The 15318-nt window shown below is 59.9% G+C and carries 14 protein-coding genes; 9 read left to right on the plus strand and 5 right to left on the minus strand.

The features are described 5' to 3' along the window. The coding region (locus tag G6N73_RS31290; protein WP_165033827.1) for a transglutaminase family protein at positions 1-864 on the minus strand (864 nt) is incomplete at its 3' end. 321 nt (positions 865-1185) lie between these two features. Between G6N73_RS31290 and G6N73_RS31295 the strand changes: the two genes are divergently transcribed. Further along, the gene (locus G6N73_RS31295) at positions 1186-2601 is read left to right on the plus strand and encodes a cytochrome P450 (RefSeq protein WP_165033828.1); all 1416 of its coding nucleotides are present in this window, start codon (positions 1186-1188) and stop codon (positions 2599-2601) included. 152 nt (positions 2602-2753) lie between these two features. After that, positions 2754-3221 (plus strand): hypothetical protein, encoded by a 468-nt coding sequence (locus G6N73_RS31300; RefSeq protein WP_165033829.1) that lies wholly within the window; start codon positions 2754-2756, stop codon positions 3219-3221. Positions 3222-3571: 350 nt separating this feature from the next. Here G6N73_RS31300 and dinB read toward each other — a convergent pair whose 3' ends face one another. Then, positions 3572-4819 carry a DNA polymerase IV gene (gene dinB / locus G6N73_RS31305; protein WP_165033830.1) on the minus strand — a complete coding sequence of 416 codons (1248 nt, stop codon included), beginning with the start codon at positions 4817-4819 and terminating at the stop codon, positions 3572-3574. Positions 4820-5211: 392 nt separating this feature from the next. Here dinB and G6N73_RS31310 point away from each other — a divergent pair, with 392 nt between their 5' ends. Beyond that, complete coding sequence (locus G6N73_RS31310) at positions 5212-5514, plus strand: DUF982 domain-containing protein (RefSeq protein WP_165033831.1); 303 nt, start codon at positions 5212-5214, stop codon at positions 5512-5514. Between the two features lie 92 nt (positions 5515-5606). After that, positions 5607-5921 carry a DUF982 domain-containing protein gene (locus G6N73_RS31315; RefSeq protein WP_165033832.1) on the plus strand — a complete coding sequence of 105 codons (315 nt, stop codon included), beginning with the start codon at positions 5607-5609 and terminating at the stop codon, positions 5919-5921. A 124-nt stretch (positions 5922-6045) separates the two neighbouring features. Here the strand turns inward: G6N73_RS31315 and G6N73_RS31320 are convergent, their stop codons facing one another. Both G6N73_RS31320 and G6N73_RS31325 read right to left on the minus strand, forming a co-directional pair. Further along, the gene (locus tag G6N73_RS31320) at positions 6046-6345 is read right to left on the minus strand and encodes a hypothetical protein (protein ID WP_165033833.1); all 300 of its coding nucleotides are present in this window, start codon (positions 6343-6345) and stop codon (positions 6046-6048) included. Between the two features lie 119 nt (positions 6346-6464). Next, on the minus strand, positions 6465-6740 hold the full coding sequence (locus G6N73_RS31325; protein ID WP_165033834.1) for a GIY-YIG domain-containing protein: 276 nt from the start codon (positions 6738-6740) through the stop codon (positions 6465-6467). An 82-nt stretch (positions 6741-6822) separates the two neighbouring features. On the opposite strand from G6N73_RS31325, the gene G6N73_RS31330 reads away from it, so the two are divergent. Together G6N73_RS31330 and G6N73_RS31335 are read left to right on the plus strand one after the other, a co-directional pair. Beyond that, positions 6823-7233, plus strand: a complete 411-nt coding sequence (locus G6N73_RS31330; protein WP_165033835.1) for an XRE family transcriptional regulator — start codon at positions 6823-6825, stop codon at positions 7231-7233. 337 nt (positions 7234-7570) lie between these two features. Then, positions 7571-7936, plus strand: coding sequence for a hypothetical protein (locus tag G6N73_RS31335; RefSeq protein WP_165033836.1), 366 nt, complete (start codon positions 7571-7573; stop codon positions 7934-7936). Between the two features lie 95 nt (positions 7937-8031). Here G6N73_RS31335 and sbcB read toward each other — a convergent pair whose 3' ends face one another. After that, positions 8032-9444 (minus strand): exodeoxyribonuclease I, encoded by a 1413-nt coding sequence (gene sbcB, locus G6N73_RS31340; protein WP_165033837.1) that lies wholly within the window; start codon positions 9442-9444, stop codon positions 8032-8034. Between the two features lie 623 nt (positions 9445-10067). On the opposite strand from sbcB, the gene G6N73_RS31345 reads away from it, so the two are divergent. From G6N73_RS31345 to G6N73_RS31355, 3 genes are all read left to right on the plus strand, one after another. Beyond that, the gene (locus G6N73_RS31345) at positions 10068-10706 is read left to right on the plus strand and encodes a cupin domain-containing protein (RefSeq protein WP_165033838.1); all 639 of its coding nucleotides are present in this window, start codon (positions 10068-10070) and stop codon (positions 10704-10706) included. Between the two features lie 278 nt (positions 10707-10984). Continuing rightward, positions 10985-11836, plus strand: coding sequence for a hypothetical protein (locus G6N73_RS31350; RefSeq protein ID WP_165033839.1), 852 nt, complete (start codon positions 10985-10987; stop codon positions 11834-11836). Positions 11837-11975: 139 nt separating this feature from the next. Then, on the plus strand, positions 11976-14441 hold the full coding sequence (locus G6N73_RS31355) for a hypothetical protein (RefSeq protein ID WP_165033840.1): 2466 nt from the start codon (positions 11976-11978) through the stop codon (positions 14439-14441). The last annotated feature ends 877 nt before the right edge of the window (positions 14442-15318 follow it).

The following is a 15318-nucleotide window of genomic DNA, read 5'->3' on the forward strand; positions in this document are numbered from 1 at the left end:
TTTCACATTAACTTGCACCGTCATGCCAACAGCGTCGGAGTCTCGGCCGCAGTAGCTTCCGTAGAGAGGAATTGCCTGATGTGGCTCACGAGCCACGGCCACCCTGATCAGATCGCGGTTGCCGACGATCCCGTTTGTGGGATCGAACTCCACCCAACCGGCGCCAGGGAGATAGACCTGACACCATGCATGCGTCGATCCGCCGCCCAGCGTTGCGGTGCTGTCGCGGCTCGGGACATAAATATAGCCAGTGACGAACCGCGCGGCTAACCCGAGTGAGCGCACCGCTTCCATCATGAACAGCGCGAAGTCGCGACACGTGCCCCGCCGCTGATGAAGTGTTATCAGAGGTGGCTGGGTTCCCGCCTCGATGCGACGTGAATACACAAAACTCTCGTGGATCGCGTAGCAAAGCGTCATCAGCAGCTTGCCGGTCTGGGTGCGTCGGCCAGCACTGATGAACTGCCGCGCCCATTTTCCGACTTCGTCGTGTTCATCGGGATAGTGGCGTTCAATTGTGCGGGCCAGGTCGGCCAACTCGTCAGGATCGTAAGCAAAAGGATAAAAAAGAGCCGCGGGGTCGATGCGAAAGTCGGGAGTGTCCTCGGAAGTATGGTCCAGACGAATGCGTGCGTCGAAATTCAGTTCTTTCGCGGGTCGAGAGAATCTGACGACCGTGACGCAATTGCCAAATACGTCGTGGATCCAGCGCACCTCGTCGGGTTCCGGATCAATGAGCAAGGTGGAATCGAGCAATCGCTGATCATAGCTGTCCCTCGGCCTGAACATCAGCCGGTGCTCGCCAAAGCTTACCTGTCGGGCGTAGCGATAGACCGTTGTATGTTTGACCGCGAATATCGGCATCAAGAACCCTTATACAAACTGACGGATGCTCCGCAGCGGTTTGAGGATGCCACCGCCTGACGATGTAGTCATGATCGAAACGCTACTCGCTTGCTCAATGCGCGACAAACGGGCCCCATTCGCCCTCCCCGCAAAGGCGCACGATCTCCTACGCGGCTACAACAGTCGCGCGGAGAAGATTCGACGCCATGCAGGCCAACGAAACCGTTATCGGACATCCGCCTAAAGCGGGGCCAGCTTCGCCCATCGGGATCATTGACTCTCAATATGAGAGGTCCATCCTGACAGCAAATTTCCAATCCCGTTCCGAGGGTGACTGACATGGTCGAGTCGCATGCGGTAGTATCGACTGCCCGGACAAACAGGGGATCATTCAACTCGCGGCCCCCTGGCCCGAAAGGACTTCCTGTCCTTGGGAGCTTGCTTGACTTCGCCCGCGATCAACTCGGCTTCTTCACGAGATGCGCGCGTGAATACGGAGATCTCGTTGAGTTCAATCTGGCCGGCTGGCGCTCCATTCTGCTGAGCGGTTCGGATGATATCGAACAGGTGCTGGTCAAAAATCACAAGAACTTCGTCAAGAACAGGATCATCTGGCGGCACGTCCCGGCTGTCTTCGGCCAAGGCATTCTGACCAGCGAGGGCGAGTTTTGGCAAAAGCAGCGCCGCCTCGCTGCGCCCGCGTTTGCGGGCCAGCAACTGCTTGGATATGGCAGCGACATGGTCAATCTCACTCGGGGAATGCTCGACGGGTGGAAGAGTGACGATGTCCGCGACATCCACTCCGAGATGATGGCCCTGACGCTTAGAGTTGCGGCGAAGACTCTTTTCGATTCTGAGGTCGAACAGGACATCGTCGACATGGACCATGCGGTCGACGACATAACTGCCGAAATGGCTGCGCGGTTCAAGCGACCTACAGTCATTCCCGACTGGGTGCCTCTGCCTGGGCATGTTCGTTACCGACGCGGCATCCGCACAGTCGAACGGGTGGTCAAGCGCATCATTGCGGAGCGCCGAGCCAATGGCTTCGCAAACCGGAACGACTTTCTCTCCCGGCTTATGGCGGCTCGCGACGAGAACGGCCAAGCGATGTCCGATCGGCAGTTGCGCGACGAGGCTGTAACCCTCCTTCTTGCCGGCCATGAGACTACGGCGCTTACGCTCTCCTGGACATGGTATTTGCTTGGTCAGCACCCCGAGATTGACAGACGCGTCGCGGCCGAGCTCGCCGAGACCGTAGGTAATCGGCTGGTGACGGTTGATGATCTGCCGAACCTGAAGTTCACCGAGAGTGTCATTCTTGAAGCAATGAGGCTTTATCCGCCGGCTTGGGCGATCGGGCGCGAGTCGCTCGATGAGTTCGAACTCGGAGCCCACAGGTTCAAGCCCGGCACGACGGTGTTCATGAGCCCTTGGGTGCTACACCGCGACCCTCGCTACTTCGAAGATCCAGAGACCTTTGTGCCAGATCGGTGGATGAGCGGTCTCGCCCGCAAGCTGCCACGATATGCATATATGCCGTTCGGCGGTGGTCCTCGCATCTGCATCGGCCAGCGTTTTGCAATGATCGAGGCGACAGTGATACTCGTTACCATGGCACAACAGTTCTCAATGGAATTGCAGCGCTACCGCGAAGTGACCCCCTTCCCTTCTATAACGCTTCGGCCAAAAGGCGGCGTTTGGGCGCGCCTGCAGGAACGAGCGATCGTGTCATCTGTAGATGCCCAATCCTGATGGTCATTCCAACGCCATGGGCCTTCAGCTTAATTGATGATCATCTTAGACTATAAAGGTTTCGACCAACTCGATTCTTTATGCCATCTTATAACAAGATGCTGCTGAGTGCTGGTTTGTGTCGCGGCCAGCGTGCTGAGAGGCGCGCGAATATGGCAATTGATGATAATGGGATGTCGCGAGCGATCGCCCGATGTCGCTCTCTCGACGCCTATTCTCTTTGGCGAGCGCTGAAAGACCTTGAGAACGAAATCTACTGCATCAAACGGGCAAACGAGCCAATTCCGATTGAGATGATCCGCATGAGGGCGGTTTTGCTCAAGGCTAGAGGAAAAAGTGCGGATCCCTCAGCCTCGATCTCAGCGGACCGCCCAAGTAGCCTTCCCCGAAATTATGCGACGTCGAGGGAAGCTGGCTTCGATGTGTTTGACTTTGTAGCCCGGTATCGGGCCCTTGGAGGTCTGCGTGTGGCGATTGCCTGGGGCGAGAATGTTCGCATCTTCGCCTGGAATCGGGATTCTCAGGAGGCAGCGGAGTTTTGGGACCGGTGCTTCCCGGCATTGTCGCACGATGAGCAGGAAGCTGTCGCCGCCTGTTTATTGGAGCTCGGTCGTTCGTGACCCCGACGCGACCACGCAGGCCAGCTTGCGCCCCAATGGGGTGGGCCACCCTGTTGAACAAGCATGTGGTCTCCTGATCTGGCCCCGGCAATGACGAGAGCAGGGTCTGCGCGCTCCCCGGCACATGTTCCGCGGGTGCAGCAGTTCCATTCGCTTTCCGAGCTTTCTAACCTACTGTCTCGGTATCGTGCGCTCCGACGTTGCCCTGCTCGATGCGTCCGTCTAGGCGTCGCCGAAGCGTTGTCTCAACTTGACAATGCGACGTGGTCGTAGCCGCAAGCTGCGGTCCGTAGACGTGCAGCGTTCCCGACTGGCGAGTGACGCTACGCCGCCCTGCGGCACGAGACCGGTCACAAGTCCTTTTCCGCGAGTTCGCGAAACTCGTCGGGGACGGAACGGGAAATTTCCAACGCGACCGACCCGTATCCGACCGCCTGCCATCCGAAACGCGCGCGGATCGTGTCGACAGCGCGGTCGGCCACCCAACGCGCCATGCCCTTTTTGGCGCTGGGACGGCGCTTTTCATCTTCAAGCCCAAGCGGAAGGTCCAGCTGCAGTCCCGTGTGCGTCTCGAGATGCGATACGGAGATTGCCAGGAGCGAGATGGTCTTCTCGTCAGGGTGATCGGCGAGGAGCGTGCGCACGAGTTCCTCCGCGATTTCAGCAAGCATCCCGGTTGCCGAAATCGGCGCGTCGAGTGTTAGCGAGCGGGTGACCGAGCGGAGGTCAGCGAAGCGAACACGGACCGTGACCGTCCGACCAGGCCGGGATTTTGCCCTGAGCCGGCTGGCGACTCTGTCCGCAAGATGACGAAGCGTCGGCCGGAAAACCCACTCTTCGGCGGGCTTTTTGCCGAGTGCTGACTGGGCTCCAGCCGACTGGGCCCGACGATGCGTCTTGATCTCTCGTGGATCGCGATTCCAGGCCAGTGCAGCGAGCTTCGCTCCCGCAGCTGGACCGAGCAACCGTTCGAGCGACCATCCCGGCGTCTTCGCCATCTGACCAATAGTAAGCACGCCCATCTCGGCCAGCCGCGACTTGGTGACGGGGCCTACTCCCCACATCAGCTCGACCGGCAGGTCGTGAAGGAACTCGAGTTCCGTTGCGGGATCGACAACTACCAATCCGTCCGGCTTGGCCACTTGCGAGGCAATTTTCGCCAGGTGCTTGGTGCGCGCCACGCCGACCGAGATCGGGAGGCCAAGCTCTGCTCGCACGCGGCGCCGGATCGCCATTGCGATATCGGCCGGCGGTCCGAAGAGATGGGTGCAGCCGGCGACGTCGGCAAAGGCCTCGTCGATGGAAATCCGCTCGACAAGCGGCGTGAAGTCTTTGATCACGTTGATGGCGGCATCGCCCAGCCGTTGATAGTCCTTAAAATGACCGCCGACAAAGATGAGCTGCGGACAAAGCTCTCGCGCCCGCCGTCCCGGCATACCACCGCGAACTCCAAAGGCCCTAGCCTCGTAGGAGGCGGCAAGGACAACCCCGCCGCCGACAGCTATTGGCTTGCCGCACAAGGACGGATCGAGCAGTTGCTCGACCGAGGCATAGAAGGCATCCAGGTCCGCGTGGAGGATGGTGGCTGTTGGTTCCATCCCGACCGTTCCCTCGCGACGTTTCGAAAAGGATGAGCCACGGCCTGAATCGACAGGTCGCCTCGCTGAGAACATAAAGAGAACCCGCTTGGCGATTGTCAAGACGCCGACGTCTACGCAAAAGAGAACGCCGGTCTCCAGGCACGCTTATAGACCCTCGGCTCTTCGCTTTTCGAACTGACCCGGCAAACGGCAGCCACGACCGAAGCGACCAACCGCCTGGCCGCTCGCTGTGAACTCGCTTGAAGTTGCCGTCGACAGTCTGATGTCGGAAAGCCGGCCGTCCGCGACCCAATGTGACCTCTTGAACGGGAAAAACCGGAGATCATATTTCGCGACAGCGCTGCCGCCAGGCGCCGACGCTCACCCCATTTGCGCAGATGGAGAAAGGAATGGCCGACAAACGCTTTGCCACCCCCCTTTATGTTGCCGACGGCCCTCGCATGATCCGTGAGATCGCCTGCCTGGAGGACGCGATCGATTTCCTCGAGACCTTGCGGGAGCCGGTGAACGGCACCGTGCACGATACCGCGCTGAAGGCTTGCTACCGCGCGGCGAGCGGTCTGCTCGCGATCGAACACGGCCGCCGGGCCTTCGAAAGTTTCGCGATGATGTCGCGCCTACTCGAGGATGTGCCCCCGCAGCCCTGGAAGATCCCACAAGAAGCTGGCGCCGGCGGCGGCGCTGCCGCATAGTGCCTCATTACCTTCACCCCAAAGTTCGGCGCAGCCCGCAACTTCTTGGGCTGCGCCTGTTGAGGAGCTTCGTAGCGACGCCAGAGGCCATCATGAACAAGCTTCAGTTCTATATGCCTGTGCGGCTCGTGCCCCAATTTGGCCGACCGGTGACTGAGATCTACGGTGTCGAGGACGCCCTTGCGTTCCTGCAGAACAGGACCGAGGGGCTGGAAAGCCCACTCTACCAGAAGGCCTTGAACTCCTGCTTCGATGCGACGATTGACCTGGAGACAACGGCGGACGCGCGAGCGGCGTTCGCCGCGTATGCACGCGTGGCCGGCATTCTGGCCAGGGATTCGATGCAGCCGGTGATCGCCTCCGCCAACGAGGCTGGGGCTCCGATCGGGACCGGACTTCCACATTGAAATCATGATGGTCGGGCGACTTCGTCCAGAACGGGGCGACCTCATGGATAAATCACAGGCGACGAACTCGGCGCGCTGTAGCCGATGGGAGCGCCCTGGGCAGGCGCTAGGCCGCCTTGCCGGTTCATCCACCAAACCGGCGCAATTCGATGCATTTTCGCACTGGACACTCGTTCGTATCGGCTACCGCTATTCTCTCGCTCGCCGTCGTGGAGAGCGCTCGGCAATATGATTCATCCTTCACGAAGCGGTCGTAAAGCACGACGCCCGATTGTCCCTGCCGATAAAGGATGGCAATGCCGTCACGATCGAGAGCTTCCTGGACCTCTCCACAGGTCATGCCCTGCACCATGTAGCGGACGATCGCAGAGGCATCGAAAGAGGCGAGCGTGAAGATTACGGCCATTGCGAGTCTCGTCATCATTGCTGCGATCCTTCGCATCAGGCAGGTCCTTAGGGGGCGGTCCGGATTGCCGCTGTGGCGCCTAAGAACATCGGGCGCACACTGTGTCAGGTCATCTGCAGAATATCTAGGGTTGCACCTCAGAGCTGCACCTTGTCTGATGGAGGATCGCCTGGATCGCCGGAGTAGTTCGTCAACAATGCGATCGCATTGCGCTCGATGAAACCTCGCAGGGAATCCGGCCCAGGTTCATCAGGAACATTCAACGCAACTACCGACAGGCTGCGCATGTAGTCGCTGACGACCCACTCCAGTTCGAGTTCTGAGGCACACTCGTTGCTCGGTGCACTAGCCCCTCGCCGCAGCCTTGGCTGGTCCAAAAGGTCGGAGAAGGCCGCCCCCTGCAAACGACCCATCATTCCCGAAACGCAAGCCTACGTGTGATCGCTATAAATGAGTTGAGCAGCAATAATGTTGCGAAATTCAGAAGGCGATAAAATGAAGATGAATATACAAAGGCCATACGGCGACACGCGTCTTGTAAAATATCTTGAAAGGAGAATATCCGATCTTCGGTCGACAAAGACGCAAACCGCGATTGCCACCGAAGCCGGATTCCGAACTCCAAATATGCTGGCGATGATCAAGAACGGTTCAGCGAAGCTCCCGCTCGACCGTGTTCCGGGCCTTGCGAAAGCACTCGATTGCGACGCAGCCATGCTTTTCCGAATGGCTGTTGAACAATTAGCCGAGGACACCACGTCACTGGCGATAGACCAGATCTTCGGCGCGATCATTACCGACAACGAATCGGCTTGGCTCGCGACTATTCGCGAGGCGTCGAACAACACCGATCCAAGCATCACCGCAAAAGCTCAGAAAGCCATTCGCGCGATTTTCGGCAGATGAGAGATCCACGAATGAAAAATTGTGAAACCTGCGGCGCCAGAAGCATCAGCGTCTCGTCAACGAAGATCCGTGCGGGATCAGCGATTGCGCTTACCAGGAACGAAGAGTTCTGGATTGAGGTAATCCGCGAAGCTTCGCGCGATAGCGATCCGCCACCCGCCTTGCACCGAGTGCGAAAGCTCCGCGCGATATTCCGCGAGTGAAGCCTCGCCGGACCGGCGAGCCTCGTGAGGCAAGGAAGCGGCTGCTTCCGCGTCACGGTCACCTTCCTTGTTCGACCCTGCAACGACACGTCTGCTCGACGAGTGGAGCGTCGCAACCCATTACCGAGTCTACTATGGACAAAACTATCGTATTCGACCCTCGCTGGGCGGGTCGAGCAATTCCCGAGAAGCACTGGCATTTTCATCGGCAGCTGCTGGCGAGATACGGCATCGTTCTCGCCCCTGGCGAGTTTTCGGAGATGCTCCGCGACATCAAGAGCGGCCATGCCCAACTGATCGAGAAACGATCGGGCAAACGGGCCATTTATTCGGTGCGGATCACGCGGCTTTACGAAAGGGTCTATGTCTTGTCAGATGGCAAAGATATTTTTACAGCCTGGCCGCCATTAAGGAAGCTGAACGAGATCCGACGGCAGATGAACAGACCTAAGCTTTTTCTGCGGCTTCGGCCCGTCGTGAACCCCGATGACGTATCGTAGTTCAGCGTAAGGTGCGACGGCATGCCTGACTAACCGCTCACCACCTGTATCTCACCAAGGAGCCAGGCAGTTCAGCGCAATAGCGGCACGGCAGGCTACATCAGATGAACACCGGCTTCGTCACGCCAAGCGGTTAAACGCTCGTGATGGCCTTGAATCAGGAGCCTTTGCTCTGCGGTTGTTGCTTCCTCGAGCAGCCTGTGGGCTCCCTCTACGGCGTCGTCCAAGGTTGTCCAGCGTCCAGTCGTTTCCATTCTCGTGTGCACGCGGGCGGCGATCGCGCGCGCATATCCGGCCCTCATATCGGCCGGCATGACCTCGGGTGCCTCGAAATAGATTAGGCGGCGCGCGAGCGTCCTCAAGCGAAGATCTGTGAAGGCGCTCGCCAGTTCAAGGCGCCGCGGCCAGTCGACACGATGGAACGTCTCGATCAACGCCTGGTCCGATCCAGAGTAGAACCCGCCATATATCTGCTCCTCGACATGCTGGCTTTCCGGGAACGGCAGGCGGGCGGGCCGGACTGCGGCGATCAACCGTTGTCGCAAGCCAGGGTCATGCCGCACGACGGCTCCACGCCGGAGGAGTTCGTTCATTCCAAGCTCATACCCTGCGGCCGATGAACCCGCGATTTCCATGGGCATGAACACCGGGCAGGCATTCAGTCTCACTGATGAGACCGGTCGGGGTTTGGTGATGACATACTCGGCAAGCTGCTCTTCGTTCATCGAGATAAGGAGTGCCGGGTCATGCTGCAGGTCCAGGGCAAAGAGCTCGCCCGAATTGTCAGGATTGAGGCCCAGGGCCGTCACCAGGCTGGAAGAATGGAGGCCATATCTGAGACGCGTTGCCACGAATACCGGCTGTGTCTCAACGTATTCGGTTGCAGCTGCCTTCGTTCTGTAGGACATGGCAGCATGCCAGACGGCCGGCGCCCGATCCCTTATCAGACGCGCAAGATGGATCGTGGCATGAACATCCGCCAGGGCGTCGTGCGCATTCGCGTGATCAAAGCCGTTCGCTGGCGCCAGGCGGTCGAGCTTGAAGCTCACTTTGCCCTTCTCGTTGATCGGCCAGTTCATCGCCTCTGGTGCAAAGGCATGCACCGCTGCCGCCAGGGTCAAGACGTCGAGCCGCGAATTGCCACCAGTGTTTGTCAGATAGATCGGCAGCAGCGATGAATAAAAAGCCCGCCTGAGCAATTCCTCGTCGAAGCTGAGCGAGTTGTAGCCGACGAACGTCGCGGGCGACCAGTTCCCCAGCACTTCTTGGATACGCCTGCACATCTCGAAATGTGAAGCCGTGCTCGAGTCGAACAGCTGCTCGACGCTAACTCCAGTGACGAGCATCGCTTTTGGTGAAGGAACGATATGCGGGAGCGGCCGACAGCGTATTTCGAACTCGTCGACGACGTGGAGTTCGTCATCCGTCAGCACCGCTGCGAACTGCAGAATTTGATCGAAGCACCGATCCGCGCCTGTCGTCTCGGTATCATAGAAGATGAACGCCATTCAGACCACGCCGGATTGCCCTCCGCGAAACATAGGCGCACGGCAGCGTCGATGCAAAGACGGGCCGGCGAGCCGAACCGTATGCAGTCGTGGCTGCAAGGAACCAATTGGGACGGGCAATAGCGCGATCGACCGCGGGTGATGACATAACGCCGACGCAGAGTTCGACCGATTAACTTTTGCCAGAAGGAACAAGGAATCAGGGCAGGTGGGAACTGGGGAATACCGACCCATGGTAAGGAATTAAGCCGTCCAGGAACCAACGTGATCTGATCCTGGAGCAATTACCTATTGGGAGCCGAAGTCCTAGAAAAACCCCGCGCACGTCGAGGGTGATGTCGGTTGTTGCCCGACGACCCCAAATCCAAGCCACCTTGCCTGATGGGGGAGACGCGCCGAGCTTGGACTACGGGTTTGGCCTTCGGGCGGGGAGTAGGGAACTAGTCTTAGATGCGCCATGAGGCGACCTTCGTGGCGCTCCTCGCGCTTCGGCGGAGCCGGCCCAAGCCGGTCCCTGTCTTTGTTTGAGACCGGAATAGTCGGCAAACCCCCGTCCATGTTATTCTGTAGCTTGCATCGCAGTCACGCCCGCAACGGCATTCTCACACCACGAGCTGATCTCAATGTCGCGCTGCGGAGACGTTTACGAAAACAAGGTGACCGGCGAATACGCAGTGATCCTGCGAGGCACCGAAGATCGCGGCCAAGGCCCCGGCATTGCCCATCTCCTGGCTCGGCCGGGAGCGGCGGTCGTCGGCGAACACTTTCATCCGCACTTGCGCGAGAAGTTCACCGTTCTCAGCGGCCGGCTCAACGCTCGCATCGCCGGCCAGACCTTGTCGCTCGGACCCGGGCAATCCGCGGCCGTAGAGGCAGGGGTCGTGCATGACTGGTGGAACAGCAGCACCACTGACGAAGCCCACGTGCTGGTCGAAGTCGAACGGGCAAAGGGCGCGGAGCAATTCAATCCAGATCGCTTCGAACTCCTGATTGGCATGTTGTTCGGCCTAGCCAACGATGGTTTGGTCGACAAGAAGGGAAGACCCTTTCCGCTTCAGGCAGCAGTGATTGCGAGGGAGTTCGCCGACGTAATCGTCTTCACGAAGCCTCCGCCGGCTTTCCAGCGGGTCGCGCTCAGTATCTTAGCCCCGATCGGCCACCTGCTCGGCTATCGGGCTATCATTCCAAACTACTGCAAACCGCATGCGCACGTCACGCCTGCTCCGGAAGCCCTTGCTGCGGCTGGCCTTGCAGCGAAATAGTAGCGGTGATTGCCGGTGCGGCAGCATCGGTCAATTTTTCCGGTTCTCGAACAGGAAGGTAGCGCCAATTCCCGACCTACGCAGACGAAGCGCGAAGGTCGGATCTCGGGACCCGTTGCTGTCATTTGGCATTGCCCTAATGCCATCAGTCCTGCTTCCGTCTCAGTTCTGCCGATCTCGAATTGATATTGTTAGTTCTTGTAATATTGCCAGTTCTTGTGATATTGTCAGTTCTCGATTTGCTTGGAGTACTCTGTCTTTTCGGGCGGAGATTTCTTGTGCTTAAACCCATAGAATCACGTCGCCACCTCCGCGCTTCTGCAGGGAGGTGTCTGCTGTGGTTTTCCCTGTCGCTTTTGCCTGCGGGTTTCCCGGCCACGACCATGGCCCAATCAAGTCTCTCCGAACTTGGCGCACAAAATCTCGATCGCCTGCTGGGGCTTGCCAACATCATCTATCTGGGCACGGTGACGGGGACCAACGCCTCGTCGGTGCCGGGCGTGCCGGCCAGCGAAGCAACGGTGCTGACGCGGATCGACTCTGCTCTGACCACTCCGGCCGCACTGGCGCCCCTCGACGGGCGGACGGTCACGCTGATCAGCGAGGACGGCAAGCCGCCGGCGTTGAACCAGCGCTTCATCTTTTTTACGCAGACCTCGCTCGTGGGCAAGGAGATAGCGCTGCGCGAGATCGGACGGCTTTCAATCGAAGCCGCCGATGACTTGCGCCGCCAGATTCAGGGCAGCGACCTGCGACTGGAAGACGAGCGGCTGAGTAAGCGCCTCTCTGCGGTCGATGCAGTCGCTATCGGCCGGATCACCGCCATCGACACCACGGTGCCGCCGCCCCAGGTTCCGGTCACCGAGCATGACCCGCAATGGCAGCGCGCAACCCTGGAGATCAGCACGGTTCTGTCGGGTGATCTGCGCGACCGGCCAGTGACGCTGCTCTTCCCGGGCACGCTTGATGTCGCCTGGGTCGATGCACCCCGGCCGAGTGCGCAGCAGGAGGCGGTTTGGCTGCTGACCTTCAACCGCGACGTCGATGGCTATACGGCACTTGACCCGCTGGATGTGCAGCCCGTCGAGCAGGCCGATCGGATCAGGCGGCTCATAGGCGACCAGCGATAAGCGGGCTGGCGAGCGCTTTGCACGACCGGCTCCCGCCTTCGGGCGCAAGGGAGGTATCGCGCCGGATCGCAATCGAATTCGCGCGGCAGAAAGTCGATCCACGCGGCCCGGTCCGTGGATCCGTCCAGGAGGAGCGGTCATGAGGCATTCGTTTATCCTCACATTCCTGGCCTTTTTCCTGGGTGCATTTGCAGGCCCAGCGCAGGCGGCCGATCCGCAGATCAAAGTCGTCAACATGATCCCCGCAACCGTCAGCGGCGAGACCAACCAGGACAGCGAGCCGAACCTGGCGGTCAATCCGCGCGATCCGAAAAACATCGCCGGCTCGGCCTTCACCCGCGGCACCGGCGTCTGCCGCCGGGAGCTGGCGCCGATCTTCGTTTCGACCGACGAAGGCGCGACCTGGGCGATGAACTGCATCGTGCCGAGCGACGCCAGCGGTATGACCAGCGACATCACAGTGCGCTTTGCCGGAGAGAGCGACAATCTCTATGCCGGCATCCTGCGCCGCCCGGGCTTCCTCAGGCTGAACATCCTGCGCACCAACAACTTCACTGGTGCCTCGGTGATGACGGTGCTCGAGGACCGCAACAGCGTCGATCAGCCATATGTCCAGGCCACCACCGTAGGCGGCATGGATCAGGTTTTCGTCGGCGACAATGATTTCAATGCTCCCGGCGGTCGGACTGCGACGGTGGACGAGTCGCTCGATGCTGGGGTGCCGGCGCCGGTCTTCACCTCGGTGCGGATCGAGGCGCGGGCGACGTCGGGCCAGGACGGGCCGCCGATCCGACCCGCCACTCATCCCGACGGCACGATCTATGCCGCCTTCTACGGCTGGCGCGCGTTCAACGGCGCTGTTGCGACCACCGATCTGGTGGTGGTGCGCGATGATAACGGGGGAGCTGGGCCCACGCCCTTCACCCACTTGACGGATACCGGCGACGGCTTGGTGGGCCAACGCGTGGTGCAAAACCGTTCCGTTCCTTGGGCCAACTTCTCGCAAGCCAATTTCTGTCAGGAACGATTCGTCGGCTCAAACATCAGCATCGCGACCGATCCCAACAACAGCGACATCGTCTATGTCGCGTGGGCCGATCGGCTGGGCGACAACGACTATACCCTGCATATACGCCGTTCAGACGACCGCGGCGCTACATGGTCGGACGATTTGCGGACCGTGACCAACGCGACCAACCCGGCGCTTGCGATCAACAAGCACGGCTTCGTCGGCTTCCTCTACCAGCAATGCGTCAGCGAAGGGGATTCGCCCCGTAATGCGCGCTGGGTCACCCATATCGAATTGACCGAGGACTCGTTCACGACCGTGAAGGACCTAGTTCTGGCCGATGTCCCGGCGGATGCGCCGCAGCCGCAGTTCATCCCCTATATCGGCGACTACCTGCATCTGATGACGGTAGGGGCGGACTTCTACGGCATATTCTCGGCCAACAACACGCCGAACATGGCCAATTTTCCTAATGGCGTCGTCTATCAGCGCAACGCCGATTTCAGCACGCAGACGCTACTCGACAACAACAAGGAAAAGGTGGACCCGTCGATCGATCCGTTCTTCTTCAAAGTGACTCCGCCGGAGAAGAAGATAGTCGTCTACAAATATGCCGCCAAGCTGATCTGCGGCGTCCAGGACGACCCGGAGAACACGCAGCTTGCCCGCGGCTTTTATGCCACAGCCATCAACATCCACAATCCGAACGCCGAGACCGTGAAGTTCCGCAAATCCCTCTCGCTGACGTTCCCGCCATCCAGGCAGCGCCCGGGAAAGGTTATCCGGATCGCCGATGACAAGCTGAAGGAGGATCAAGCGCTGGAAGTCGATTGCGTGGATATCCGTGAGCGGCTATTTCCGAACGGCTTCCCGAAGCCCTACATCAAGGGCTTTGTCACGATCACCAGCAGCCACAGCCTCGACGTGACGGCCGTTTATTCAACCCGGGCGCTGGACCAGGAAGTTTGCTGCGAGCGGACCCGAGGCGACCACGGCAAGGATTGCTGCGGGCATGACGGACGAGACCCCTGTGGCGACAAAGATCGTGAGCCGTGCTGCCGCGAGCGCAAGCCGAATTGTCCAACCTGCTGCTTCACGATCGCCGGGGGCCACAGCAGCGTCGACGTCGAACAGATCGCCGAGCGGGTGATGGAGCGCGAGCCGCCCGCCGATGAGGATGAGCCGGACCTTCCCGACCTGGTGCCGGTTGCGCCTTTCCTGCCACCGCCGCCGAACAATCCTTCCCACCTGCCACAGAATTTCTGCATGCTGCCGGATGACGGCTTTGTGCCGGCCGACGACATCCGGGTGATCGTGCGCAATCAGGGCAGCGGCGCTGCCGCGCCCTCCATTACCTTGGTGCAGTTCATAAATCCAGTCTCCGGGCCGGTTGCGACGGTGACCCAGGACACCGGCCCGCTCGACGTCAACGGCGGCGAGACGTCGCTTGATTTCGCCATCCCGAACGAGTGCTATTCCGCCGGCGGTTCGGGATGCAACTTCGACATCACCGTGAATGCCGGCGAGCCGCCGATCGAGGAGTCGAACGAGGGCACCAACACCGCCTCGAGCTTCTGTCCTGGCGTGGCGCCGTAGTCATGGAACCGGACTTAGAAAAGCGGCGCCACATAAGCTCAGGTCTGCCATCCTGCCGGTCTAGGAGATGCAGGCGAAGCGGCCCACCACGGCCGCCATGCCGGGTCGATCGTCTAACCTCGCTCGGGGCCTAAGCGTATCAGGAAATGCCCAACGACGTGTTTCCGGTCGATTCGAGACGTTCAAGCCGGTTCTTCGAACGACCAGCAAGGGTCAAAACCGCTCGTTGTGCGCCAGGCCGCCGGTGCCGGTGACGAGAGCGGCAACGTCGCTTTTGAAGGCTCTTACGGAAATCTGCTTAGCAGGCGCGCAAGTCGGCGGTGGCATGAGCGCTACACTGATCGTGCCCGATCCACGTAGTCCGAGCGGAAGCCGGTGGACCATCCTCAGAGAGGTCTTCAACGCCCACTCTGCGTATAAGGGCCGCCTGATGCCGAAGCTTTAGAAGCCTACAGCGGTATGAACAGCAGGCGCCGCTGCCTATCGACATAGAAGCTCAGCAGCGCGCGCCGTGCGTCTCTGACGCACTCGCACACCAGCGAAGCGCACGGCGAGTGCCAGAGGCCTCCCCTGGCTGTTTCTGGCGCACATCCCAGCATAACCCTCCCGCATCCCTGCGCGAAAACTGCGATAAAGTGCGAAAACAACACCGGCAGCCGGAGGGCCTAGGGAAGACTTTCGCCCGGCTGATGAATACGGCGCTCTGGGAGCCGGATGTCCAGAACAACTCCTGGCAGCGCTCACGGACATTGGTTGGTCTGATCTGACGGAGAGCTGGAGAGACAGCCGGGTTAGCAAAACCTCCTGGTCGCCCAACCCTACATTTACTGACAAAACCGTAAGCGAAATACGGTTTTGCATTAGGTGTTCTTAGCCA

Origin of the sequence: Allomesorhizobium camelthorni (assembly GCF_011045125.1) — a bacterium.
GTDB classification, from domain to species: domain Bacteria; phylum Pseudomonadota; class Alphaproteobacteria; order Rhizobiales; family Rhizobiaceae; genus Allomesorhizobium; species Allomesorhizobium camelthorni.